The sequence below is a fragment of the Bradyrhizobium sp. AZCC 1577 genome (genome assembly GCF_036924575.1).
In the GTDB taxonomy this organism is placed as follows: Bacteria; Pseudomonadota; Alphaproteobacteria; order Rhizobiales; family Xanthobacteraceae; genus Bradyrhizobium.
The window spans coordinates 1257614-1283248 of record NZ_JAZHRQ010000001.1 but is presented as its reverse complement, the minus strand read 5'-3'; the positions used below and the strand labels follow the sequence as shown (position 1 = coordinate 1283248).

The window sequence follows — 25635 nt, the reverse complement described above, 5'->3', positions numbered from 1 at the left end:
AAAGCGCCGTTGCCCATCCTGCCCGTTCTGAAATGATCCGGGTACGAGCAGGCAGAGCAAGCCCGCCGATGCCCGGACAAGGGGTGTCAGATGGGGTTGTCAGTCTACGCGCGCGCATGGCGCGCGGGCATCGTCGCGTGCGGCCTGGCCTGGTTCGGGCCTGTCGACCTGCGCGCGGAGACGGGCGAGCCATCCGCGCCGGTGGAGATGATCCTGCGGTCGGCCGAGCCGTTCGGACTTGCCGCATCTTCCCTCGCCGGCGGCGGGCTGCGCGACAAATGGCTTGGCGTGCAGCGCCGGCTCGACGACGAAATGGTGCAGCTTGCGCTCTGCGAAGGCGACCGTGACGGCTGCGTGTCTCCGGCCGCGCTGAAATTCCTCGACATTGTCGACGCCGCGCGCTTGCGCGAAGGCCGCGCGCGGCTCGGCGAAATCAACCGCGCCGTCAATCTCGCCATCCGGCCGATGAGCGATCTCGCCGAGCACGGCCAAATCGACGTCTGGACGCCACCGCTCGCAACGCTCGCGCGCGGCGGCGGCGACTGCGAGGATTATGCGATCGCGAAATTCATGGCCTTGCGCCGCGCCGGCCTCGCGCCCGACGATCTCAGGATCGTGGTACTGCGCGATACCATCCGCGGCGAGGACCATGCGGTGGCTGCCGCGCGGCTGGAGGGGCGCTGGTTGACGCTCGATAACCGCCGCATGGCGATGGTCGAGGACGTCGACGTTAGAAACTTTCAGCCGACATTCGTGATCGGTCAGCACGGCGTGATGCGATATGCCGATGCTCCGCTGCTCGCCGACGCCTCGGGCAATAAGCTTGCGGCTCCGCTTGTCCTGAGCTCTCTGGCCGCTCCGCCGACCGGTCATTCGAACGTGCCAATGGAGTGACCGCGCGCAATTGTTGCGCGGCGACGGCGGGCAACAATCTGCTTTCCTTATCTGATCTTTCCTGCCTTACGGCCAATGGTGCGCTGCAGCCGGTATGCCAGCTTGCATTCGTTCGGTGAAAACGCTCGCGCAAAAACATGCGAGACAAATTTTCTCTTTTTCGTTTCGCGCATCGCGTTGATTGACGCGATCCTTCTCACCGGCATAGCATTCCACCAGATCCGCTAGAGATCACTGGGAGGGAATGAGATGACACGTTTGCCGCGCGTTGATCCCGCTTGCCTTTTATTTCCTGAAATTGCCGTTACTTCCCGTCGGCCGGCGCGCCTTGCGCAGGCCGTGATCGCAATCGGGCTGGGCCTGACGCTGGGCTGCAGCACAGCCCTTGCGCAGACACCCGCCAAGGGATCGCCCGAGCACATCAAGGCGGTTACCTCGGCGGTCGACGGCGCATCGATCAAGGCCAACACCGCGACCTCGGGCGACTGGCCGACCATCGGCCTCGACTATGCCGAGACGCGCTTTTCCAAGCTCAACCAGATCAACGCCGACAACGTGAAGAAGCTCGGACTGGTGTGGAGCTATCCGCTGGAATCCTCCCGCGGCGTCGAGGCGACGCCGGTCGTTGTCGACGGCGTCATGTATCAGACCGCGTCCTGGAGCGTGGTGCACGCCATCGATGCCCGCACCGGCAAGCGGCTCTGGACGTACGATCCGAAGGTCGATCGCACGAAGGGCTACAAAGGCTGCTGCGACGTGGTCAATCGCGGCGTCGCGCTCTGGAAAGGCAAGGTGTTCGTCGGCGCCTATGACGGGCGGCTGATCGCGCTCGATGCCGTCACCGGCAAAGTGGTCTGGGAAAAGGACACGCTGATCGACAAGGAGCATTCCTACACCATCACCGGCGCGCCGCGCGTGTTCAACGGCAAGGTCGTGATCGGCAATGGCGGCGCGGAATACGGCGCCCGCGGCTACGTCACCGCTTACGACGCCGAAACCGGCAATCAGGCCTGGCGCTGGTTCACGGTGCCGGGCGATCCGTCAAAACCGTTCGAAGATGAATCAATGGCGGCTGCCGCCAAGACCTGGGACCCCGCCGGTAAATACTGGATCAACGGCGGCGGCGGAACGGCGTGGGATACCATCACCTTCGATCCGGACCTCAACCTCGTCTATATCGGCACCGGCAACGGCTCACCGTGGAATCGGGATGTGCGCAGCCCGTCCGGCGGCGACAACCTCTATCTGGCCTCGCTGGTTGCGTTGAACGCCGACACCGGAAAATACGTCTGGCACTATCAGGAGACGCCCGGCGACCACTGGGACTACACCTCCACCCAGCCGATGATCCTCGCCGACCTCACCATCGATGGCACGCCGCGCAAGGTGATCCTGCACGCGCCGAAGAACGGCTTCTTCTTCGTCGTCGACCGCACCAACGGCAAGTTCATCTCGGCCAAGAACTTCGTCGATGTGAACTGGGCGACCGGCTACGACGCCAACGGCCGGCCGATCGAGGTGAAGGAGGCGCGCGGGAGGGAACAGTATGACAGCATCCCGGGCCCGTACGGCGCCCATAACTGGCATCCGATGTCGTTCAATCCGCAGACCGGGCTCGTCTATCTGCCGGCGCAGAACATTCCGGTGAACCTCACGCCGGAAACGGCGTTCAAGCACAACGCGCAGGAGCCCGGCAAATTCGCTTCTGCGGCGGGCTGGAACCTTGGCTTCATGCTCAACGCGACGCCGCCGAAGAGCGCGCCGTTCGGCCGCCTGATCGCCTGGGATCCGGTGAAGCAGAAGGAAGCCTGGCGCGCGGAATATGTAGCGCCGTGGAACGGCGGCACGCTCACCACCGCGGGCAACCTCGTTTTCCAGGGCACGGCGGACGGCCGCTTCATCGCCTACAACGCCACGACGGGCGAAAAGCTCTGGGAGACGCCGGTCGGTACCGGCGTGGTTGCGGCCGCCTCGACCTATCTGGTCGACGGCAAGCAGTATGTCTCGATCGCGGTCGGCTGGGGCGGCGTGTTCGGAATTGCCGCCCGCGCCACCGAACTGCAGAGCCCTGGCACGGTCTATACCTTCGCGATCGATGGCAAAGCGCCACCGCCGGCCTTCGTGAAGTACCAGACCGAAGGCCTGCTCGCCGGCGTCAAGTACGATCCGAAGGACGTTCCAGAAGGCACTGCGCTCTATGTCACCGCCTGCGCGCAATGCCATGGCGTGCCCGGCGTCGACAAGGGCGGCAATATCAGGAACCTCGGCTACGTTTCCAAGGAGACCATCGAGAACCTGAAGAACTTCGTGTTCAAGGGCCCGTTCCACGATCAGGGCATGCCCGACTTCACCGGCAAGCTGACCGAAGCCGACGTGGTGAAGATCCAGGCCTTTATCCAGGGTACCGCCGACGCGATAAGGCCGAAGTGACGACGACCGACCGCGGCGCGCGCCAGCGCGAACCCGGGATCTCGAGATTCTCAGATGCGCAGTTGCGCATCTGAGGTCCGGTTCTTCGGACCATCCGGAATGACGGGATGGATTGCTCTTTTCGCTCGGGCTACCTGCTCAGTGCGACCTCCTTGAACGCCGCCACGAGGGCCCTTTCCAACTTTCCCTGCATCCTGGACAGAATGCCGTATGCCTCCGCCCGGGGCATGGTGGGCTTGTAGTGCCGATGCTCAATCAGCGCGGCGAAGATATCGGAAATGGTCAGCACGCGAACGATATCGGGGATACTCTCGGCACAGAGCGCATCCGGATATCCGCTGCCATCGAGATACTCGTGATGATGCCGGACAGCATCCAGGATCTCGGCGGAAATACCTGTCTGGGCTTTGAGAAAATCGTATCCAGCCACCGGATGGCTCTCGATAAGTGCGCGCTCCTCGGCGTCCAGCCGTCCGGGCTTGTCCAGGATCGCCAGCGGGATGGTTGCTTTGCCGATATTATGAAACATGGCGGCAGAGTGCAGCCGCTCAAGATCGGTTCTCCGCAGTCCCAGGCTGAGCCCAAAGTCAATGGCCACGCCGGTTACGAGGAGGCAGTGCTGGTAGGTCCCCTCGTGATGGCGCCGCACAGTCGTGAGCCATTCAGTGAGCCCGCGCTCTGTGATGCGATCGGCGATTTTCCTGCCAGCTTCTTTCGTCCCGATCACATCTATCGGCTCGCCCAACGACGCCGCGGTGAACATCGATCCAATGGCGGCAGCCGCGACCTCAACCGCGTTGTCTTGCTGCGGCGCCCCGGGTGGAGAGGCGCGTTCCGGGTCGGCCGGATCGGCTAATGCAGCGAGCAATTTGGACTGGTTGATTGTGCTCGGTACAACGAGCGTCGCTCCCAGCGCATAGGCCTGCGAGATGCAGACGTGAGATGGTTCTTCGACAAGGAATATACGCTTTGGGACCTTGGCCATGCGGACACTCCTCTTCTTGAGCGCCGCGATGTTTCTGACTACACGTAGATCGGCGCAGACAACCACCGCGTGAGGCGCCTGCGAGAGATTTGCGTCGACATCAAGCCGTTCCGCTGCCACGCGACATCTGCGGTCAAGGATGCCGCAAAGGCCGGACAACTTGGCAGCATCATCAGCCAGAACATGCACAAGCATGAGGGCCGTCTCCGTTGAGCGACTTACTTGCGCGTCTTCAGGCCCAAAACGAACCCCGATCCTCAGGGGGCTCGTTCAACCATATCAGCGCCTCCCGCAATTCCAGGAACACGACTCGCTCTTTTGCGGTTGATGATACTTCTCCGCCGGAGAGATAGAGAAGGAAGCCCTTACCCTCGTCATAAAACAGAGCTTCCTTGGCCTCAAAAACTGCGAGGGAGGGGACTTCGATGAAGGAGATCGTTCGCGAAGAGACTAGCTGCATGTGAGATCGCTGGTCATCCAAGGTCCAGCCCTGCAATACTGACTTGATGTGCACCAGCAAGACGCTCATTCTTGCCAGAGTGCCCTTTCCCCTTCTCCGTGCGGAATCGAACGCCTGCCTGTGCCCCGTTGACCCAAACCAACTCGCACCGGCGAAACGCCATACCGGTGGAGGACAGAACCAGGAAAAATTCCTGTGTCTTGAGTACGTCGGTAGAGCCCTCCACCTCAAGCTTGGCGCCGCTATCAGAAACGTCGAGAAGAGTGCAACTTCGTCGCCATGTCCCATCGACACCCATGATGTTAACGAGATGCTTGCATTCAAAGTGAACGCGGGCTGCCTTTCGATTATTCCACCTCATTGCAATCCCCCGGAATAGAGGTACCAAGTTTAACTAAAGCAATTTTGGGCTCGAAGATGCGCGGCCTCGCCACGCGCGGCTTCGATGAGCTGATCGATCCCCGCGGACTGCGCGAGCAAATGTTCTCTGGCCGCCCCACTCCCGATCTGCCTGATGAACAATTGGATGCACATGTTTGCGAGATCAAGAATGAGGATGGCGCGGCGCAAATCCTCCGTCCGGTAAATTTGCAGACCTTCAATGCTCGACAGCAGCGCGGCGACGTTGGTCAGAACGTCAAATGGTCTCTCGCGCACGGAGCCTGGTCGAGGTTTCCGCTGGTGAGGCTGAAGGGGCTCTAGGACCGTAGACATTTGAGTGTCGCAATTCGTCTGAACCAATCAAAAAGTAAAATGAAACCCGACATGCCACGCACAAGCATACCACTGGGGCAGCTCAGCCTTGACTAGCTTTGCGCAGGCCATGACAAACCGGAGCTGCGCCGATCCGCTGTTGCCCGCGCATGTGTTGAATTCCACGCCATCGTTCTTAATGCGCGGTTATCTATTCGGCAGGATTGGTGGCTTGGCACCGAAAATTCGACGGAAAAGATGTCGAAATTCGGCAGGCCCGAGGCGAACCGCTGAGGCTGTTGTTTTCCGCCAAGCCAGCTCGACCCGTAATACTCCGGGGGTCAGAAGCTCGATCCGTAATGCTCCGGGGGTCAGAAGTTGATCAAAGTCAAACTCCGTTCTGGCGTCAATGATATGCTCATCATGTCGTTACCGGGGACGCCTACTACCTGATGAACAGCGACGCTCTGCCAACACTCGCGCCAAAAGCATTTCGCTTCAGCGACATTGATCAGTTTCGAAGTTCTGTACGAAATCTGGCCGTGGAATTCACCCCGCTTGTGCGGAAAATCTCGGCTGCGCAAATCATCCTGAATCTGCCGGGTTGCGACATCAATTTCACTCGGTCCTTCCCCCGAATTGTGGAAGGCCAACTTGCCCCAAATTGCACCGCCGTCGGATTTTCGATGGACGACGGTGTACCCATTCGCTTCAACGGGGTCGAAAGAGATCGGTCGGCCATTGCGATCGGAAGTAATGGTGCTGCATACACCACGGTCGAACGGGCCGAACGGCAGTACACATCGGTTATCTTCACGCAGGAAATGCAAGATCGTGGATGGCCCCAGGCGGGCCCGAATTGGAAGGTGTTTGAAACGAGCGTATCAGCGCACCATCGGCTCCGCGAGCTGGTGAGGCAGATCTTATCAAACACCTCGGGTTTCGACGCCTCCGAAGTGAGCGAGGTTTCCTCTGCGATGCGTGAGTCGCTGGTTGCCGCCATCGATGCCGCGTTCGCCAATGTTGTCGATGCAAAATGGGCGTCTCGTGCGAACTCCATCAGGCATTTCAAGATTTTTCGAGACATCCAGGCAGTATTGTCCGGTAGCATCGGGCGGCCGGTCTACAGCGGAGAACTTGCGAGACATGTCGGTGTCTCTGTGCGAACTATGCACGATGCGGTTCAGCGATACCAGGGCATGAGCCTCCATCGATATCTACGCATCAGACGGCTATGGCTCGCGCGCCAGCGATTGCTGGCAGGGACGGGCAGCGTCAAGGCGTGCGCACTTGCCTGCGGCTTTTGGCACCTCGGAGATTTCGCCAGGAGCTATCGCTTGCAATTTGGCGAGTCACCCTCAGAAACCCTGCCCAAATCGCTTCAGCGATGAAGCCGGCATGAGGTACTCAGTACCGGCCGCCGCCGGCCCTGAGTGGTTCTGCAGCCGCGCGAGCAGAACTGCAGGTCAGGGTGTAGCGCGCCATGCTTCACCGGCAAAAGATAAGGGCTGCGCGATCTTCTCGCGCAGCCCCCTTTCACGTGAATCCCTGTCGTTAGAGCAAAGCGCCGCTCAGAACATCAGGCCTTCCTTGACCAGCACCCAGCGGCCGTTCTTGATCTGCTGGACCTGGGTAATCGTGTTGGCCAGATGGTCGGTCTTTGAGAACTTGGTCGGCGGCGAGTTGAAGATGTCGCGGAACTGCTCGCCTGACTCCAGCGCGCTCATCATCTTCTGGCCGGTCAGGTCCTTGCCAGCCTTCTCGGCGTAGAACGCAAACGTCATCATGGCGTTGTAGCCGATGATCGCCTGGGTGTTGGCGTCCGAGCCGAACATCTTCTTGTAGTTGGCTAGCCAGTCCTTGACCTTGCCCTTGGCGGTGTCTTCGTACGGAATTTCGAAACCGGACGCCGCGTAGAGGCCTTCCACCGCGTCCTTGCCGAGCGCCGGCACTTCCAAAACGTTAGTCGGCGTCGCACCGAGGAAGGTGACGTCCCAACCAAGCTTCTTGGCCTCGCCCATCGCGCCGATGGTTTCGCGGATCACCGTGCCGAGCACGACGACATCGCAGCCGTCGGACTTCATCTTGGCGATCTGCGCACTGAAGTCGGAAGCGCCGCGCTTGTAGCTGGTGACAGAGGCCGGCTCCAGCTTCATCGCCTTGACCTGCTGCGTGAAGCCGTCAAGCACGTTCTTCCCGTACTCGTCGTCCTGATGCAGGATACAGGGTTTCTTGAAACCCTTGGTCTCAAGCATGTACTTGACGGCGGCGCGGGTGCTCTCGACGTAAGGCAACAGGTTGTTGAACTTCAGTCTCTCCTGCGGCTTCGCCGGATCGAACTTGAAGGTGAATTCGGCCGCTGTCAGCGGGAAGAGCTGCATGACACCGGCGTCGAACAGGATGTCCTGCGCGGCGAGCACGGTGGGCGATCCCATCGGGCCGACCATGGCGAAGACCTTGTCGCGCTCGACCATCTTCTGCGAGGCCAGCACGGCGCGCTTCGGATCGTAGCCGCTGTCTTCGATGATCAGCTTGATCTTGCGGCCGTGGATGCCGCCGGCAGTATTGATCTCTTCGGCTGCCATCTTCATGCCGTTGGATACCGGCACGCCCCAGACCTTGATCGGACCGGACAGGTCCTGATGGGTACCGATGACAATCTCATTGGCCGAGATGCCTTGATCGGTAACCTTGGTTTGGGCTGCGGCCGGCAATTGGGTCAGCGCAAGGGCGCTCACCGCAAGGCCCAGCACCTTGAACGATTTCGACATTGCAGTCTCCTCTTCCTTGGCCCGTGTTGCGCGAAGGGTGGGCCTTCTCAGTCCTTCGCCGTTTTCAAATACTTGGTTCCAAATGTTCGCCTACGCCACCGCCCGTTCGCGATACATGGCGTCGATCTCGGCGGCGTAGCGCTTGTTCACGAAGCTGCGCTTCAGCTTCATGGTCGGCGTCAGCTCCTCGTCCTCGGGAGTCAACTGACGCTCGATGAGGTAGAACTTCTTGATGGTTTCGACGCGCGCGAAGTTGGCGTTGACCGCCTCGATCTCGCGCTGGATCAAGTCCTGGATCTCCTGCGCACGGCACAGGCTGGCATAATTGGTGAAGGGAATATTGTGGTCCTGCGCGTATTTCTCGACATTCTCCTGGTCGATCATGACGAGGCAGGTCAAATACGGCCGCTTGTCGCCGATCACCACGGCATCCGAGACATAGGGCGAGAATTTTAGCTGGTTCTCGATCTCCGACGGCGTGATGTTCTTGCCGCCCGAGGTGATGATGATGTCCTTCATCCGGTCAGTGATCTTGACGAAGCCTTCATTGTCGATCGAGCCGACGTCGCCGGTGTGCAGCCATCCCTTGGCGTCGATGGTCTCGGCGGTCTTCTCCGGCTGGTTCAGATAGCCCATGAACAGGAAGTCGCCACGGATCAGGATTTCGCCCTGCGGCGATATCGCAACCTCGCCCCACGGCGCGGCCTTGCCGACCGACCCGAGCTTGATGCGATCGGGCGGCATGATGGTCGCGACGCCGCAATTCTCGGTCTGGCCGTAGACCTCGCGCATGTCGAGGCCGAGCGCGAGATACCAGCGGATCAGGTCCGGCGCGATCGGGGCCGCGCCGGTAAAGGCCAGCCGGCACCGGTCGAGCCCGAGCATGCGGCGGATGTTGCGGAACACCAGCCAATAGGCGGCGCGGTTGGCCAGCCGCAAGGACAGTGGCGGCGTATCGCCCTGCAGCTTGTACTCGGTCATCCGATTGCCGATGGCGAGCGCGTTGCGGTACATCCAGTTCTGGAACGTGGTCGCATCCTTCAGCGCGATCGTGATTCCGGAATAGAACTTTTCCCAAATTCTCGGCACCGCGAGGAAGGCGGTCGGCTGCACCTCGCGCAGATTGTCCGGCACGGTCTCCGGGCTCTCGGCGAAATTCATCACCGATCCCAGCGCCAGCGAGACGTAATAGCCGCCGATCCGCTCGGCGACGTGGCAGAGCGGCAGGAACACCAGCCGTTCCTCGTTGTCGGTCGACGGAAACAGGTCATTGGCGTGGCGCATCTGGTGCGTCACGCTGCGGTTGGAATGCATGGCGCCCTTGGGTGGGCCGGTGGTGCCCGAGGTGTAGACCAGGATGGCGAGATCGCCTGCGCTGCGGCTTCCGATCATCTCGTCCCACAGCCCCTCGTTGCCCAGCGCATGGTTGCGACCGAGCGCCATGAACTCGGCCAGCGACAACACCATAGGGTCGCTGAAACCGGTCAGGCCTTCCATGTCGAACACGACGATCTTCTGCAGCGTCGGACAACGCGAACGGCAGGCGAGTATCTTGTCGAGCTGTTCCTCGTCCTCGGCGAAGATCACCTTGGTCGAAGAATCGTTGATCAAATATTCAACCTGCGACGAGGAGTCGGTCGGGTAGATGCCGGATGAAACGCCGCCGGCGCAGAGGATGCCCATGTCGGCATAGACCCATTCCGGCACGGCGTTGGCGATGATCGAGGCGACGTCCCCGGGCCGGAACCCGCTGGCATGCAGACCATAGGCCACGTCCTTGGATATCTGCAGCCATTCGCGCCAACTGGTCGGCTGCCAGATGCCGAACTTCTTTTCGCGGATCGCCGGCCGGTCGCCGCGTGTTTCCACGGACAGCAAGAAGCTCTTCGCGATCGTGTCGGCGACCGTCAGCACTGCCGGTCTGGCCATGCGCATCTCCTCCCTCTGTCGCCTGCCTCCGGTGCCGGTGTTCGAACCGGTCTTGGTTTTCGAAGCAGGCTCGAATTTAGCTCTAACTCGTTCTTAACGCCATGCTTTTGACTGCGACGGTTAACGCCAGATCTTCTGACGCCAGATCTTCTAACGCCAAGTCTTCTAACGCCAAGTCTTCTAACGCCACGTCTTCTTCTTTTTCCAGCGCCGCTCGCCGCGGGCGCCCTCTTCCTTGGCACCGAGATAGAATTCCTGGATGTCCTTTGAACTCATCAGCCGCTCACAGGTGTCGTTCATCACGACTCGGCCGATTTCCAGCACGTAGCCGTAATGCGCGGTCTCCAGCGCTACCTTGGCGTTCTGCTCGACCAGCAGGATCGACATGCCCTGCTCCTCGTTGACGCGCTTGATGATGGTGAAGATCTCTTTCACCAAGATCGGCGACAGCCCGAGCGAGGGCTCGTCCAAAAGTAGTAGGGTCGGACGGTTCATCAGCGCCCGCCCGATCGCCAGCATCTGCTGCTCGCCGCCGGAAAGTTGCCCGGCCGGCTGGTTGATGCGTTCCCTCAGCCGCGGGAAATAGCCGTAGACGCGATCGAGATCCTCGGCGACGCCGGCCCGATCCTTGCGCGGATAGGCGCCCATCATCAGATTTTCGCGTACCGAGAGGAATGGAAACACCTCGCGCCCCTCCGGCACGTGGCTCAAGCCCAGCCGGACGATCTTGTCGGCTTCCATGCGCTGGATCGGCTTGCCCAGAAACTCGATCGAGCCTTTTTGCGGATCGAGAATGCCGGAGATGGTCTTGAGCACCGTGGTCTTGCCGGCGCCGTTGGCGCCGAGCAGGGTGACGATGCGGCCGCGCGGCACCTCGAGGCTGATGCCGCGGATGGCCATGATCGGCCCGTAATAGCTCTCGATATTGCTGAGCTTGAGAATGATGTCGGAAGCGCTCATGGCATCATCCTCATGCGCCGAGATAGGCGGCGACGACATCGGGATGGCGCTGCACCTCGGACGGCGAGCCCATCGCCAGCACGCGGCCGTAGTTAAGCGCAATCACACGGTCGGAGACGCGGTTGACCAGAGTCATGTCGTGCTCGACCATCAAGACGGTGATGCCAAGCTCGGTCTTCATGTCGCGGATCCAGAACGACATGTCCTCGGTCTCCTCGACATTGAGCCCGGAGGACGGCTCGTCCAGCAGGATCAGCTTCGGCTCGGAGCACAGCGCGCGCGCCAGCTCGATCACCTTGCGGACCCCGTAAGGCAGCCCCGAGATCAGCTTGTCGCGATAGGCTTCGAGATCGAGGAATTCGATCACCTGCTCGACGCGGCGGCGATGCATCTTTTCGCCGGCGCGCACGCTCGGCAGGAACAACAGTTCCTGCCAGAGCCGCGTGGTGGAGTGGCGGTGCCGGCCGACCAGAAGATTGCTCAGCATGGTCGCATTCTCGAACAATTCGATGTTCTGAAAGGTGCGGGCGATGCCGAGGCCTGCGATATCGTAGGCCGGCTGATTGGTAATATCCTGGTCCTCGAAGAAGATCCTGCCCGAGGTCGGCGGATAAATCCGCGAGATCAGGTTGAAGATTGAACTCTTGCCGGCGCCGTTCGGGCCGATGATCGAGAGTATCTCGCCCTTCTCCACAGCGAAGCTGACGGAATCGACAGCTTTGAGGCCGCCGAAGTGCAGAGAGAGATTTTCGGCACGGAAATAGCTCATCGGTTCCGCTCCGATTTCACGTAGATCTTCTGGCGTTTGAAGGTAGCGCGCTTGTAGAGCGGGAAGAGCTGGAAGAAGAGTTTTATCTTCAGCCAGCGGCCGTAGAGACCGAGCGGCTCGAACAGCACGAACAGCACGATGATCACCCCGTAGATGGCGCCCTTCAAGCCATTGGCGGACGCAATGGCGGCGACATTGTCGTGAATTTTGCCCGCCGCAATGCTGTCGGTGCCAAAGGTCGCTGCGATGCCGGCGATGATGCCGGGCAGGTCGTCCTTCAGGTACGTCAGGAACGGATCGATCATGACCAGAAAGATTGCACCTAACACCGCGCCGTGCAGGCTGAAGGCGCCGCCGATCAGGATCACGATGATGAACTCGATCGAGAGCTGCAGCGTGAACATTTCCGGCGAGATGAAGGAGAGCTTGTGCGCGAACAGCACGCCGGCGAGGCCTGTGATCGCCGCGCTGATCGCAAACGACTTCACCTTGTAGAGCGACACGTTGACGCCCATGCTGCGCGCCGCGGTTTCGCTGTCGCGGATCGCGACGAAGGCGCGTCCTGTCGGCGAGCGCAGCAGATTGAGCGTGCCGACGATAGTGAGGATCAGTACGGCAAGACAGAGATAGTAGAAGGTCGGGCCGTTTTGCGGCACTGCCTGCCCGAACAGGCTCAGCGTCTTGACCCGCATGCCCTCGTTGCCGTGGGTTACGCTTTCCCAACGCGCCAGCACCTCTTCAACGATGAAGGCGAAGGAAATCGTCGCGATGACGAGATAGATGCCCGTCAGCCGCAGCGCCGGGAATCCGACCAGCGCGCCGACCACGCCGGTCAACAGGCCGCCGGCCAGGAAATAGACCGGAAACGGCACGTTGAACTGCTGCAGATAGGCCGCCGTGTAGGCGCCGATCGCCAGAAAGGCGGCGTGCCCGAGTGAGGCCTGCCCGGTGAAGCCGGTGAGAATCATCAGTCCCACGCCGACCGTTGCATAGATACAGACGAACACCAGTTGGCTGACGAGGTAGCTGGAAAGCACAAAGGGCGCGATCAGGAGAAACGCCAGTAGGATACCGTAGGAGACGACGTAGCCGCTGTGCGGAAACAGTTTGATGTCGTCTTCGTAATCCGTCTTGAAGAGAAAACGCATTAGACCTTCTTCCGCATGTGAACACCGAACAGGCCTTCGGGCTTGAGCAGCAGCACCACCAGAAGGACGATGTAGGGAGCGACGTCTTTCCAGCCCTGCGGCAGGTAGAAGCCGGCCATGCTCTCGATCACGCCGATCAGCACGCCTCCGACCACGGCGCCGGGGATCGAGCCGAAACCGCCGAGCACGGCGGCGGGAAATGCTTTCAGACCCAGCACCAGTCCAACATTGGAGTGAATGAAAGTGATCGGCGCCAACAGCACGCCGGCTGCGGTCGCGACCGCCGCAGCGATCGCCCACACGATCGACACCACGCGCTTGACCGGAATGCCCATGTAGTAGGCAGCCAGCATGTTCTCGGAACTGGCGCGCATCGCGGTGCCGAGCGTGGTACGGTTGAAGAACAGGTACAGCAGCGCGCAGAGGATGATGGTGGCGGCGATCACCGACAGCTTGTCGTATGCGAGCACCAGCGAGCCGATTCGCAGCACACCGTCGCTGAACGGCGTTTCGATCTTGAAATCGTCGGTGCCCCAGATCATGCCGACGATGGAGCGCAGGAAGTATCCGAGCCCGATCGTTGCCATGATGATGGAAAACTGCGGATAACCGAGAATCGGACGCACGACGACGCGTTCGGCCAACATGCCGAACAGGGCCATGGCGATGACGGCACCGGCGAATCCGAGCCAGTAATTGAGACCAAGCATGCCGATGAATGTGAAGGCGAAGAATCCGCCCAGCATCATCAAATCGCCCTGGGCGAAATTGACGACCTCGGTTGCCTTGTAAATGAGCACGAAACCGAGCGCGATCAGGCCATAGACGCAGCCGAGCGCGATGCCACTCACGAGCTGCTGAACGAAGTCCAGCATCATTTCCCTCCCCGATGCCGGCGATTCTGTCGATCGCCTCTTTCGCATCTTGTGTCTACACGCTGCCCCGCATCCACGATGCCTGCAGCCGCATATGTCCCGTCGCATTGAGCCCAAAGCGCCGACCGCTGTCAACAAAGCGCTGCGAGCGGCGCCGTTAACAATTGCGGAGAAATGCCGCAGCCCGGGAAGTTGCGGGGGTCGGCGCGATTTGGTCCACCAGATTCACCGCGCCGAAAGTTCTTCGGTTCATGGTCCGCGACGAACAACTGGATCGTTCCGAAATCATGAAAGCGGATGTATCGGCGCTCGAGGTGCGAGGGTTAACGAAGCGTTTTGACCGCCCGGCGGTCGATGCGCTCGATCTCACCGTTCGCACCGGCGAGTTCTATGCCCTGCTCGGCCCCAACGGCGCCGGCAAGACCACGACCTTGCGCATGGTCGCCGGTCTGCTTAAGCCCGACGCCGGCTCTGTATCCATATTGGGCATCGATGCGCTTGCCGATCCCGTCGCCGCCAAGCAGATCATGGCCTGGGTTTCCGACGAGCCGATGATCTACGACAAGCTGACGCCGCTGGAATATCTCGAATTCGTCGCCGGCCTGTGGGGCATCGATCCCGCAACTTCCGAAACTTCCGCTCACCAGCTTCTGGCGTCGCTCGGACTGGAGCCGCATCTGCACGAACGCTGCGAGGGATTTTCCAAGGGCATGCGGCAGAAGGTGGCGCTCGCCGGCGCACTGGTTCACGATCCCCGGCTGATCATCCTGGACGAGCCGCTGACCGGGCTCGACGCGCTGTCGGCGCGTCACGTCAAGGGATTGCTGCAGGAGCTCGTCCGCTCCGGCTGCACCGTGATCATGACGACGCATATTCTCGAAGTCGCCGAGCGGATGGCCGACCGGATCGGCGTCATCGCCGCGGGACGGCTGGTGGCCGAGGGTACGCTCAGCGAGCTGCGCCAGCAGAATGGTCGCGGCGACACCAGCCTCGAAGACATGTTCATCGCGCTCGTCGACGCCGGGGCGGCAGCCGCATGAGTTCGGCCGCGGCGCTCACCTGGTTTGCCCGGCACGAAATCCGGCTGGCCTGGCGCGAATGGCTGGCCATGATGACCGGCAGCCGGGGAAAGCGAAAGCGCGCGATCATCGTCCTGGTCGGGTTCGCCGCCATCATGCACCTGCCAGCCTATGCCGTGATCGGCCGCTTTGCCGATTTGCAGGCGCCGCTAGGCAAGCCCGAACTGATCGTCATCACCGCGACGATCTTTCTCGCCTGGGCATTGATGCTGTCGCAGGCGATCGAATCCGTGACGCGGGTGTTTTACGCCCGCGCCGATCTCGACCTCCTGATGTCGTCACCGGCCAACCTCGCCAACGTGTTCTCGGTGCGGATCGCGGCGATCGCGCTGTCCGTCATCGGAATGGCGCTGCTGCTGTCGACGCCCTTTGTCGACGTTCTCGTGATCGGCGGCGGCGCGCGCTGGCTCTCGGCGTTCGGCGTCGTCGTCGCCATCGGCCTTTCGGCTGCAGCGGTAGCGATCGCGATCACCGTGCTGCTGTTCAGGCTGATCGGCCCGAGCCGTACCCGCCTCGTCGCACAGATCGTGGCCGCCGTCATCGGCGCCGGCTTCGTCATCGCGCTCCAGGTCGCGGCCATTCTTTCCTACGGTACGTTGTCACGCTTCGCCGTGCTGACCTCCGATGCCGCTTCAGCCAATGCGCCTGATCTCGACAGTCCGCTGTGGTGGCCGGCGCGCGCGGCGATCGGCGACGGCATGGTGCTGTCATGGCTCATGGCCGGCGGGCTCCTGCTGCTCGGCGCGGTGATGGCGGTCTTTTCGCCGCGATTTGCCGATACCGTCGTCCGCGTCGCCGCAACCACGCGCGCTGTCCGTCGCGGGCCGCACGCTACTGCATTTCGCGGCGGCTCGCGGCAACGGGCGCTACGCACCAAGGAGTTCCTGCTGCTGCGGCGCGACCCATGGCTGCTGTCGCAAAGCCTGATGCAACTGCTCTATCTGGTGCCGCCAGCCCTGATGCTGTGGCGAAGCTTTTCCGATAGCTCTGACGCGATCGTGCTGATCACGTCCGTGATCGTGATGGCGGCGGGCCAGCTTGCCGGTGGCCTCGCATGGCTGACGATCTCAGGAGAAGATGCCGCCGACCTGGTCGCAACCGCACCGCTGCCGCCCTCGCGCATGATCCGCGCCAAGGTCGAAGTGGTGCTGATCGCCATCGGCGCCATCTTCACGCCGCTGATCGCAGCCCTTGCGTTTGCTTCCTTGACGCAGGCGATCGTCACCGCGCTCGGCGTCATTATCGCGACCGTCTCCGCCGCCGCGATCCAGCTCTGGTTCCGCGTGCAGGCCAAACGCACCCAGTTCCGCCGCCGCCAGACCTCGTCGCGACTGGCGACCTTCGCGGAAGCCTTCTGCTCGATCGGCTGGGCTGCGACGTCAGCTCTCGCCGCCACCATTCCAGTTGCCGCCGTGATCAGCGGCGCGCTGACCGCCGGTATTCTGGCTGCGACATGGAAGATCAGCCCGCGGCGGGGCTGAGCGGCCTCCACCAATGTGCTAGCATCTCACGGTTGCGTTATATACCGCGGCGAAGTCGACTTATCGGCGAACCAGCTCCATCACAGCCGCCGCAAACGCCTCCGGCGCTTCCTGCGGCAGATTGTGCCCGACGCGCGGCACCACGCGATGGACGCGGCGGCCGGTGAATTTCGGTGCGCTGGCGGTGCCATCGGTTGCGGGGGCCACGCCATCGTCGGCGCCATCCAGCGTGATTGACGGCACGGTGATGGGAGGAAGTGCCGCCAGCCGGCGCTGGATGTCGGCATATTGCGGATCGCCTTCGGCCAGACCGAAGCGGTGGCGATAGCTGTGGATCACCACATCGACGTAATCGGGATTGTCGTGGGCCATTGCAGTCCGCTCGAAGCAGGCATCGTCGAACGACCAGTTCGGCGACCACTGCGTCCACAATATTCGGGCGATCTCGCGCCGGTTGGCGGCAAGGCCGGCGCGGCCGCGCTCGAGCTGGAAGTAATACTGGTACCACAGCGCCACCTCGCGTTCGCCGCGCATCGGCACCATGGCGTTGGCAATATCCTGGATCAGATAGGAATTGACGCAGACGAGCCCGAGGCAACGCTCCGGCCATAGCGCCGCGCCGACGCAGGCCGCGCGGCCACCCCAGTCGTAGCCGGCGAACACCGCGCGCTGGATGCCGAGCGCCTCCATCAGCGCCATCATGTCCGCGCCGACCGCCGCCTGTTCGCCCGAGCGCGGCGTTGCGGCATCGCGAAACCGGGTCGGACCATAGCCGCGCAGATAGGGAGCGATGACACGGCAGCCCTGGGCAGCCAGCTGCGGCGCGACGTCGACATAGGAATGAATGTCGTAGGGAAAGCCATGCATCAGCATCACGGCGGGGCCATCCGCCGGGCCCGCCTCGTAATAGGCGATGCTGAGCGGGCCGGCATCGACCTGCCGCAGCGGCTCCAGCCGCTTCGATGACGGGGCACGCGAGGCCGGGGCGGCGGGTTCTTCAGTCACGGCGAACTCCCAGGTTGTTTCTTACAATATGTCATAGCCCGGCCCCGATGAAGCAAATCCGGCGCGCTGCCGTGCGCGAATGCCATGACCTCTCCCGAATTCGGCGATACAGTGTCGCTCACGGCCTTCACCGCTGACGGGTCATGCCATGTTGCGATCCCTTGCTGTCGCCCTCGCCTTCCTCGGTTCGCTGATCGTCCCGGCGGCCGCCCAACAGCAGCCTTTACGCAGCGAATGCCTCGCGATGGCTAATGCGCCGCCACGCGCCGTTCCGGTCAGCCTGCGCCGCACCGCCGCCAAGGTGGAAGAGGTCGCGATTACCTATGTCGGACATTCCACCTACTACATCGACACGCCCGACGGCGTGCGGATCGCGACCGACTTCAACGGCGCCTACCGGACCGGCCGCCTGCCTGATGTCGTTACCATGAACCGCGCGCACTCGACGCATTACACGTTGTTCCCTGACCCGAAGATTGCGCACGTGTTGCATGGCTGGGGCGAGAATGGACAGGCGGCGCATATCTCAACGCGCGTCGGCGACGTCCATATCCGCAACGTGCCGACCGACATCCGCCGCTACTATGGCGAGGGCTCCAGCGGCGGCATGATCAAGGACGGCAACTCGATCTTCATCTTCGAAGTCGCCGGCCTCTGCATCGGCCATCTCGGACATCTGCACCACAAACTCGACGAGACGCATTTTGCGGCGATCGGCCGGCTCGACATCGTGATGGTGCCGATCGACGGCACCTATACGATGTCGCTCGACGGCGTTTCCGAGATCACCCGGCGGCTGCGTTCCTCCATCGTGCTGCCGATGCATCGCTTCGCCACTCCGCTCGACGAATTCATGCGTCTGATCGGGCAGCAATTCCAGATCGATCAGCGGAGCGAGCGAACCTTGAAGATTTCGCGCGACACGCTGCCGGGCACGCCGACGGTGATCATTCTGGAGGGCGTGTAGGCGCATCGCTAGTAACGCCGTCATTGCAAGCCAACCGGGCGCGCATTCGCGCGATCCGTTGGCACGCAACGACGGGCAACAACAATCAAGGGAGCGACGTCCATGGCCAGCACTGCACCCGCCTCCAGGAGCGGGCTCTATGCCGATCCGCGCGAAGACTGGCTGGCGCAGCACACCGAAGAGATCATCGATCCCGCCCTCCCGATCGTCGACCCGCATCACCATCTCTGGGACCGCGGCGGCCTGCGCTACATGATCGAGGAAATGGCTACAGACATTGCCTCCGGTCATAACATTATCGCGACCGTCTATGTCGATTGCCGCTCGATGTACCGCGCGCAGGGGCCGGAAGCGTTTCGCCCGGTCGGCGAAGTCGAGTTCGCCAATGGCGTTGCGGCGATGGCGGCGAGCGGCGGCTATGGCAAGGCCGCGATCTGTGCCGGCATCGTCAGCCACGTCAACCTGCTGCTCGGCGAAGGCGCAAGAGCCGTGCTGGAGGCGGAGATCGCTGCCGGCAACGGCCGCTTCCGCGGCATCCGGCACTCCTCGGCCTGGGATGCCGATCCCAATGTCGCCGGCATGTATGCGACGCGGCCGCAAGGGTTGTTGCTCGACAGCACGTTTCGCAGGGGCTTTGCCTGCCTCGCGCCATTGGGCCTGAGCTTCGACGCCTGGCTGTTTCATCCGCAGATCGGCGAACTCACCGATCTCGCCCGAGCTTTCCCTGACACCAAAATCGTGCTCGATCATTGCGGCGGTCCGGTCGGCATCGGCCGCTTTGCCGGCCGGCGCGAGGAGGTGTTCTCGGAATGGAAGGCCTCGATCCAGGAAATCGCGCGATGCCCGAACGTCGTGGTGAAGCTCGGCGGGCTCGCGATGTGCCTGCTCGGCTACGACTTTCATCTGCGCCCGAAGCCGCCGTCTTCGGAACAGACCGCCGCCGCGTGGCGTCCCTATATCGAAACCTGCATCGAGGCCTTTGGGCCCGATCGATGCATGTTCGAAAGCAATTTTCCGCCTGATAAAGGCCAGTGCAGCTATCAGGTGATTTTCAACGCGTTCAAGCGTATCGCCGCACAATACAGCGAGGCCGAGAAGACGGCGCTGTTTTCGAAGACGGCGACCGACTTCTACAGGCTCTTGCTGGGTTAGTTACGCCCACTCGCCCTTGCGGAATACCGGGACGCGGCTTCCGTCGGCGTGAATGCCGTCAATGTCGGTTTCGGCCGATCCGATCATCCAGTCGATGTGAATGAGGCTCTTGTTGCCGCCCTGTGCCGCAATCTGTTCCGGCGTCAGCTTGTCGCCGCCAACAAAGCATTTCGAGTAGCACTGGCCGAGCGCGATGTGGGAAGCGGCATTCTCGTCGAACAGCGTGTTGAAGAACAACAGACCGCTTTTTGAGATCGGCGAGGAATGCGGCACCAGCGCCACTTCGCCGAGACGCGCCGCGCCCTCGTCGGTGTCGAGCACCTTCTTGAGCACCTCCTCGCCGCGCGAGGCCCTTGCCTCGACGATGCGACCTTCCTCGAACCTGACCGCGATGTTGTCGATCAGCGTGCCCTGATAGGACAGCGGCTTGGAGGAGACGACATGCCCGCTGACGCGCCGGCAATGCGGCGTGGTGAAGACTTCCTCGGTCGGGATGTTGGCATTGCAGGTAATGCCGTTCTTCGCGGTCGAGGCGCCGCCTTCCCATTCGTGGCCGTCGGCAAGGCCGATCGTCAGATCAGTGCCCGGGCCGGAATATTTCAGCGCGTGGAAGCGCTGGCCGTTCAGCCATTCGGTGCGCTCGCGCAGCACGGCGTTGTGTTTTTCCCAGGCGGCGACGGCGCCATCCTGATCGACGCGGGACGCCGCAAAAATCGCATCCGCCAGTTTTTCCACCGCGACGTCCTCGGGGACGTCAGGGAAAACCTGTTTGGCCCAGGACGGACTCGGATAGGCGATGATGTTCCAGTTGGTATCGAAATTGACGATCTTCTCCAGCGCCGGCTGATAGGCGATCGAATTGGCCTTGCTGGCACGCGCCACTTTCACGGGATCCTCGCCCGACAGCAGCATCGGATTGTCGCCGACGATGGCCAAGCGCGCGGTGTTGGCGCCGAACGCCTTCGCCATGCCCTCATAGAGCCAGTTGGCGGCACGATCGAAACCGGCCTCGTGGCCGTAGCGGTAGCGCGCCAGCGTGATCGCCTCGTCCGACAGTAACGGCGTCACCAAACCCGCGCCGGCCTGGTACGCATGTACGGCAATCCGGCGCACCAGCGGCAGCGCGACCGAGGGCGCGGTCAGCAGCAGGTCCTGCCCCGGCTGTAGCCGCAAGCCGACCTTGACCGCGACTTCGGCGAGGCGGTCGAGCTTTACGGGATCAATCGAGACGGAAGCGTTTCGCTCAGGTGCGGTCATGATTCTTTCGGCCAATGCTGAAGGATTTTTAAGGCTTCGCAAGCTTCGACCATGATGACGCAATCATGTCAAAAGCGAGCGAAGCGCCTGACAGCAGCAATAGCACAAGAATGGCCCGGCGAAAGCCGGCCTCGTTGATGTTCCGGAATGCAATAATGCCAAGCCGGGAACCCCGGCTCGGATCAAGTCAACGTGGCAAAGGCGGACATCCTACAATCCCCTTACCGTCAGCACGATGGCGTCGGCGCCCGCTTTGCGATCGACGGAGATTTCCTGATATTCCGGCGAATTCTGAAATTCCTTTGCCGCGGCGTCATCGGGAAATTCCATGATCACGACCTTGTCGCGCGGCCATTCGCCTTCCAGTACGACCGGATCTGCGTCCGCTACCAGCAGCTTGCCACGGAATTTCTTGAATACGCCCATGAAACGCGCCTGATAGCGATCGTAGAGTTCGCGGCGGGTGAACTTCAACTGGGCGATGATGTAGACGCTCATGACGGCTCCTCATTTGAGGGTTGCGCGGCGGGGGCCGTTGAGGTCTCGGTCATGCCGGTCAGCCGCGAAACTTCTTCTTTTTCTTCTTACCGAGTGCAGGTGCCTCCTTCTTGCCGAATGCAGGCGCCTCGCGTTCATGCCGCGGTTTTCCGGCGTGAGCCGGCCTGTCCCGATGCGGTTTCTTCCTATCGTAATGCACTTCCTTGTCAAACCCTGCCCGGTCAGGGCGCTTTGCGTTTTTGCGGTGCGGTTTCGGTGTCCGTTCCTGCTCGCGTGCCTCGTCGCGCGGCGGAGCATTCGTCATCGCCTCGATGCGAATGCTGTCTTCCTTGTCGGGACGGCGGATTCGCGCGGCGAAGCGGTCGGCGACACGCGCGGAAATCTCGAACTCGGTGACGCTGTCCAGAATGCGGATGGTGCCGATATCTTCCTTCTTGATGCTGCCGCGGCGGCACAGCATCGGCAGCAGCCAACGCGCTTCTGCGTTCTTCCGGCGTCCGATCGCGGCGCTGAACCACACGGTGTCCTCCGCCATGCGATGGCGCGCCGCGGATTTCGTCGGCTTCACTCCCCTTCCAGCCTCGCGATCGGCCCGCTCGCGGGCGCGCTCGGCCCGAGATTTGACGCGCTCCTCGCCGGGATCGACGATGTCCTCGGGAGAGGGCAACCGCGCGCGATAGAGCCGTGCCAGCGCGGTGGCGATCTCTTGCGACGACCGTTCCGCAAGCAAGGTTTGCGCGAGTGCCTCATCCTCCGCCGTTATTTCGCCTGCGAACACATCATCGCGCAGCAGCCGCTCCTGATCCAGCTTGCGAATTTCATCGGGCTGCGGCGCCAGGCCCCAGGCCGCGTCGATCCCGGCGAGCTTGAGCAACATATCCGCGCGACGCCGCCGCGCCGGCGGCACCAGCAAGATGCTGACGCCCTTGCGACCGGCCCGCCCGGTGCGCCCCGAGCGATGCTGCATGACTTCCGGATCGTTCGGCAGATCGGCGTGGATGACGAGGTCCAGGTTCGGCAAATCGATGCCGCGCGCGGCAACGTCGGTCGCAACGCAAACGCGGGCGCGGCCGTCGCGCAAGGCCTGCAGCGCCAGCGTTCGCTCGTTCTGGGTCAACTCGCCCGACAGCGCCACCACGGAGAAGCCGCGCTCCAGCAGCGTTGCCTGCAGATGCCGCACGGCCTCGCGCGTGTTGCAGAACACCAGGGTGCCAGGCGATTCGAAATAGCGGAGAAGATTGACGACGGCGTGCTCGACATCACCGGCGGCGATCCGGATCGCGCGATACTCGATATCGGCATGACCGCCCTCGTCGCCGGCGACTTCTATGCGGAAGGCCTGCTGCTGATATTCCTTTGCCAGTGCGACGATACCCTGCGGCAGGGTCGCCGAGAACAGCAGCGTGCGGCGGTCGTCCGGCGTGGCCTGCAGGATGAATTCCATATCCTCACGGAAGCCGAGATCGAGCATCTCGTCAGCCTCGTCGAGCACGATCGCCTTCAACTCGCTGACGTCGAGTCGGCCGCGCCGCAAATGATCGCAGAGCCGCCCCGGCGTGCCGACCACGATATGGGCGCCCGCGGCCAGTTCGCGCTGCTCGCGGCGCGGATCCATACCGCCGACGCAGGAAACCACGAGCGCCTCCGCGTGCTGATAGAGCCAGCCGAGTTCGCGGTGCACCTGAAGCGCAAGCTCGCGGGTCGGCGCGACAATCAATGCAAGGGGCGCGGCAGCCCGCTCGAATCGTTCGGCGCCATCCAGCAGGTTCGTTCCAATCGCCAGACCATAGGCGACCGTTTTGCCGGAACCGGTTTGCGCAGAAACGAGCAGGTCACGGCCATCAGCTTCGTCGGCCAGCACCGCCGTCTGCACCGGTGTCAGCCGATCGTAGTTGCGTTCCGCCAAAGCTCGGGCGAGCGGCGCATGTGCGGGCAGTAATGTCACGAGATGTCAGACCTTGGTTGGCGTTGTCGGCCGGGAATATGAAAAGGGCGCCTCGAACCGAAATGACTTAAAAAGCTGCGCATTGACGACGCGCAGCCGCACGGCCTGACGGATTTGAATGAGCTAGGGATGCTTTAGGCGAAATCCAGCCGGGACGCCATCCATTCTTTGCAGGTCAGCCGATCACTTCTGCGACGGTTAACCTTCCACGCTGCCGGCTGGGAATTCCGGGATGATCCGCTACACTGGGGCTTTCCGGGTATTTCAGCCGTGGTTTTCAACTTAAGCTTATGGGCCATGCACCGTGACCGCGTTCAAGACCATCCGCGCCCGCGCCGAAAAGCGCAAGGGCGGGCCGAAAGCACTCGCCAAGCTGCTGCCGGCCAAGCCGGACCCGAAGGCGCTCGCCAAGCTCGGCGACGACCGCATTCTCGCCGAAATGACCAAGCGGGTGTTCTGCGCCGGCTTTGCCTGGAGCGTGATCGAGAGCAAATGGCCGGGCTTCGAGAAAGCGTTTCTCGGCTTCAAGCCCGGGCCGCTGACGCTGCAGCCGGATGATTTCTGGGACGGCCTGATGAAGGACACCCGCATCGTGCGCAACGGCGCCAAGATCATGTCGGTGCGCGCCAATGCCGGCTTCGTCCGCGACGTTGCGAAGGAGCACGGCAGTTTCGGCAAGTTCCTTGCGAATTGGCCTTCGTCGGACCAGGTCGGATTGCTGGAACTGCTGGCCAAGCGCGGCAGCCGGCTCGGCGGCAATACCGGGCAGATGATGCTGCGTTTCCTCGGCTGGGACGGATTCGTCACCTCCAGAGACGTCGTTCTGTGCCTGCGCGATGCCGGGCTCGACATTGCGGAGACGGTCACCTCCAAGCGCGATCTCGCCAAGGTGCAGGCGCAGTTCAACGAATGGGCGGAGGAGACCGGCCTTTCTTATGTGCATATCTCGCGGATTTGCGCGATGTCGATCGGCGAGAATTACGCCGCGGAGAAGCTCGCGAGCATGATGGGCGCCGACGATTGATGGGTATCGCTGCGCTCCACCATCCTACGCGATCTCAAATCACGAAAAATCCGTGCGTACCGTCGCGACGGAGCTGCTCGACGAGGCCGTATTCCCAGTCGAGATAGGCCTGCATCGCGCTTTCCTTGACATCGGTGCCCTCATAGGGCCGGCGATAGCGGTGTGACGGATCGGGTTTTGGGATCACGCGCGGCGGCCCGATTTCCAGCGTGGCGTCGTAGCCCCCTTCAAGCACGTAAGTTTCCCAGCCCATTTGTGCCAGCCAGGACGCCGTCATGTCAGCGCGCACGCTCATGTTGTCCGTCAGCACGATCCGGGCGCCGCGCACCGGCGCCGCCATGTCGATTTCCTGCACCAATTGCCCGCCGGCGTAATGACGGAAGCCCGTGATATGGCCGGCCGTATATTCCTCCTCCGAGCGGACGTCGAAGCAGTAGAGCGTACGGTTGGCCTGCGCCTGCAACGCCACCATTTCCTCTGATCCGATATGCCGGACGCCGGCGCGATAGGCGACGTCGCGGGCATTGGCTTCGCCGCCTTTGATAGCACCGACCTCGCCGCGCCTGTCACTGCCAAGTTCGAGATGTTGTTTGGCCAGCGTCCAGCCGATGGTGCCGTTGCGCAGCGCCCGCACCTTGTTCGCGACGCCGGCATTGATCAGCGACTGGGTGCCGATGATCGAGCGGGTGCGGCCTGCGCAATTGACGATGATGGTGGTCTCGGGATCCGGCGCGGCGCGGCCGGCGCGCAGCACCAGTTCGGCGCCGGGCACGCTGATGGAGCCCGGGATGTTCATGGTGGCGTATTCATCGAAGCGGCGGACATCGAGGATTTGGATATTGGCGCCGCTCGCAATCAGGGCGCCGACTTCCTCGGCGGCGAGTGAAGGCGTGTGGCGGCGCGACTCAACTAATTCGCCAAAGGCCTTGGCGTAGGAATTGACGTCCTCGAACACCTCATAGCCCGCCGACTTCCAGCCCTGCAGCCCGCCGTCGAGCTGGCGGACATTGGTATAGCCCAACGCTTTCAGGTGGTCCGCCGCTACGGTGACGAGGCCTTCACCGGCGTCATAGAGCACGATCGGCACATCCTTGCGCGGCAGCCGCGTCTCCGCTTCGAGCGCGATCCGGTCGGCCGCCATGTTGGCGGCAAACAGGGGATGGCCGCTGGCGAACACGGCCTCGTGCCTGACATCGAGCAGCGCGATTTCGTCGCGCAGCAGCAGCGCGGCGCGAACTTGCGAGGGGGTAACTGAGGGTACGGTCATGGACGGAGATTCCGAAAACGGCATATGATCGCTTGCATAACAGGCA

Annotated in this window: 23 protein-coding genes; 9 read left to right on the top strand and 14 right to left on the bottom strand. The window is 62.3% G+C overall.

The genetic code is table 11. The features are described from left to right. The first annotated feature begins 90 nt into the window (after positions 1-90). Together V1278_RS05935 and V1278_RS05930 are read left to right on the top strand one after the other, a co-directional pair. Positions 91-894, top strand: a complete 804-nt coding sequence (locus V1278_RS05935) for a transglutaminase-like cysteine peptidase (RefSeq protein WP_334380007.1) — start codon at positions 91-93, stop codon at positions 892-894. A 249-nt stretch (positions 895-1143) separates the two neighbouring features. Next, positions 1144-3324, top strand: coding sequence for a PQQ-dependent dehydrogenase, methanol/ethanol family (locus V1278_RS05930; RefSeq protein ID WP_334380006.1), 2181 nt, complete (start codon positions 1144-1146; stop codon positions 3322-3324). Positions 3325-3454: 130 nt separating this feature from the next. On the opposite strand, the gene V1278_RS05925 is transcribed toward V1278_RS05930, so the two are convergent. The 3 genes from V1278_RS05925 to V1278_RS05915 are packed head-to-tail and all read right to left on the bottom strand — an operon-like array spanning position 3455 to position 5130. Next, positions 3455-4504 (bottom strand): HD-GYP domain-containing protein, encoded by a 1050-nt coding sequence (locus tag V1278_RS05925; protein WP_334380005.1) that lies wholly within the window; start codon positions 4502-4504, stop codon positions 3455-3457. 37 nt (positions 4505-4541) lie between these two features. Next, positions 4542-4838 carry a hypothetical protein gene (locus V1278_RS05920; RefSeq protein ID WP_334384333.1) on the bottom strand — a complete coding sequence of 99 codons (297 nt, stop codon included), beginning with the start codon at positions 4836-4838 and terminating at the stop codon, positions 4542-4544. After that, positions 4783-5130: a PilZ domain-containing protein gene (locus V1278_RS05915; RefSeq protein ID WP_334380004.1), complete on the bottom strand. Its 348-nt coding sequence runs from the start codon at positions 5128-5130 to the stop codon at positions 4783-4785. Before V1278_RS05915 ends, V1278_RS05920 begins: the two co-directional genes overlap by 56 nt. Before the next feature lie 56 nt (positions 5131-5186). Here V1278_RS05915 and V1278_RS05910 point away from each other — a divergent pair, with 56 nt between their 5' ends. Continuing rightward, positions 5187-5471: a hypothetical protein gene (locus tag V1278_RS05910; RefSeq protein ID WP_334380003.1), complete on the top strand. Its 285-nt coding sequence runs from the start codon at positions 5187-5189 to the stop codon at positions 5469-5471. A gap of 443 nt (positions 5472-5914) precedes the next feature. Then, on the top strand, positions 5915-6853 hold the full coding sequence (locus V1278_RS05905; protein ID WP_334380002.1) for an AraC family transcriptional regulator: 939 nt from the start codon (positions 5915-5917) through the stop codon (positions 6851-6853). 180 nt (positions 6854-7033) lie between these two features. On the opposite strand, the gene V1278_RS05900 is transcribed toward V1278_RS05905, so the two are convergent. The 6 genes from V1278_RS05900 to V1278_RS05875 form a co-directional block, all read right to left on the bottom strand. After that, positions 7034-8233, bottom strand: a complete 1200-nt coding sequence (locus tag V1278_RS05900; RefSeq protein ID WP_334365321.1) for an ABC transporter substrate-binding protein — start codon at positions 8231-8233, stop codon at positions 7034-7036. 90 nt (positions 8234-8323) lie between these two features. Beyond that, entirely contained in the window at positions 8324-10162 is a 1839-nt protein-coding gene (locus V1278_RS05895; RefSeq protein ID WP_334365322.1) for an AMP-dependent synthetase/ligase, read from the bottom strand. 180 nt (positions 10163-10342) lie between these two features. Beyond that, positions 10343-11122 carry an ABC transporter ATP-binding protein gene (locus tag V1278_RS05890; protein ID WP_334365323.1) on the bottom strand — a complete coding sequence of 260 codons (780 nt, stop codon included), beginning with the start codon at positions 11120-11122 and terminating at the stop codon, positions 10343-10345. Positions 11123-11132: 10 nt separating this feature from the next. Beyond that, positions 11133-11891 carry an ABC transporter ATP-binding protein gene (locus V1278_RS05885; protein ID WP_028351788.1) on the bottom strand — a complete coding sequence of 253 codons (759 nt, stop codon included), beginning with the start codon at positions 11889-11891 and terminating at the stop codon, positions 11133-11135. Then, positions 11888-13039, bottom strand: coding sequence for a branched-chain amino acid ABC transporter permease (locus V1278_RS05880; protein ID WP_334365324.1), 1152 nt, complete (start codon positions 13037-13039; stop codon positions 11888-11890). The genes V1278_RS05885 and V1278_RS05880 overlap by 4 nt, the downstream gene beginning before the upstream one ends. After that, positions 13039-13914: a branched-chain amino acid ABC transporter permease gene (locus V1278_RS05875; RefSeq protein ID WP_334365325.1), complete on the bottom strand. Its 876-nt coding sequence runs from the start codon at positions 13912-13914 to the stop codon at positions 13039-13041. Before V1278_RS05875 ends, V1278_RS05880 begins: the two co-directional genes overlap by 1 nt. 287 nt (positions 13915-14201) lie before the next feature. On the opposite strand from V1278_RS05875, the gene V1278_RS05870 reads away from it, so the two are divergent. Continuing rightward, a complete protein-coding gene (locus tag V1278_RS05870) occupies positions 14202-14954 on the top strand; it encodes an ABC transporter ATP-binding protein (protein WP_334380001.1) in 753 nt (250 codons plus the stop codon). Beyond that, positions 14951-16474 (top strand): permease, encoded by a 1524-nt coding sequence (locus V1278_RS05865; protein WP_334380000.1) that lies wholly within the window; start codon positions 14951-14953, stop codon positions 16472-16474. Before V1278_RS05870 ends, V1278_RS05865 begins: the two co-directional genes overlap by 4 nt. Before the next feature lie 60 nt (positions 16475-16534). On the opposite strand, the gene V1278_RS05860 is transcribed toward V1278_RS05865, so the two are convergent. After that, positions 16535-17419, bottom strand: a complete 885-nt coding sequence (locus V1278_RS05860) for an alpha/beta fold hydrolase (RefSeq protein ID WP_442894175.1) — start codon at positions 17417-17419, stop codon at positions 16535-16537. 208 nt (positions 17420-17627) lie between these two features. Between V1278_RS05860 and V1278_RS05855 the strand changes: the two genes are divergently transcribed. Further along, positions 17628-18446 (top strand): MBL fold metallo-hydrolase, encoded by an 819-nt coding sequence (locus V1278_RS05855; protein WP_334365329.1) that lies wholly within the window; start codon positions 17628-17630, stop codon positions 18444-18446. A gap of 102 nt (positions 18447-18548) precedes the next feature. After that, on the top strand, positions 18549-19598 hold the full coding sequence (locus V1278_RS05850; protein ID WP_334379999.1) for an amidohydrolase family protein: 1050 nt from the start codon (positions 18549-18551) through the stop codon (positions 19596-19598). Here the strand turns inward: V1278_RS05850 and V1278_RS05845 are convergent, their stop codons facing one another. The 3 genes from V1278_RS05845 to V1278_RS05835 form a co-directional block, all read right to left on the bottom strand. Beyond that, entirely contained in the window at positions 19599-20855 is a 1257-nt protein-coding gene (locus V1278_RS05845; protein WP_334365331.1) for an aminopeptidase, read from the bottom strand. Positions 20856-21065: 210 nt separating this feature from the next. Then, on the bottom strand, positions 21066-21353 hold the full coding sequence (locus tag V1278_RS05840; protein WP_334379998.1) for a DUF1330 domain-containing protein: 288 nt from the start codon (positions 21351-21353) through the stop codon (positions 21066-21068). 58 nt (positions 21354-21411) lie between these two features. Beyond that, positions 21412-23298: a DEAD/DEAH box helicase gene (locus tag V1278_RS05835; protein ID WP_334379997.1), complete on the bottom strand. Its 1887-nt coding sequence runs from the start codon at positions 23296-23298 to the stop codon at positions 21412-21414. Positions 23299-23602: 304 nt separating this feature from the next. Here V1278_RS05835 and V1278_RS05830 point away from each other — a divergent pair, with 304 nt between their 5' ends. Further along, positions 23603-24322, top strand: a complete 720-nt coding sequence (locus tag V1278_RS05830; RefSeq protein ID WP_334379996.1) for a DNA-3-methyladenine glycosylase I — start codon at positions 23603-23605, stop codon at positions 24320-24322. Positions 24323-24356: 34 nt separating this feature from the next. On the opposite strand, the gene V1278_RS05825 is transcribed toward V1278_RS05830, so the two are convergent. Next, on the bottom strand, positions 24357-25589 hold the full coding sequence (locus V1278_RS05825) for a rhodanese-like domain-containing protein (RefSeq protein ID WP_334379995.1): 1233 nt from the start codon (positions 25587-25589) through the stop codon (positions 24357-24359). Between the last annotated feature and the right edge of the window lie 46 nt (positions 25590-25635).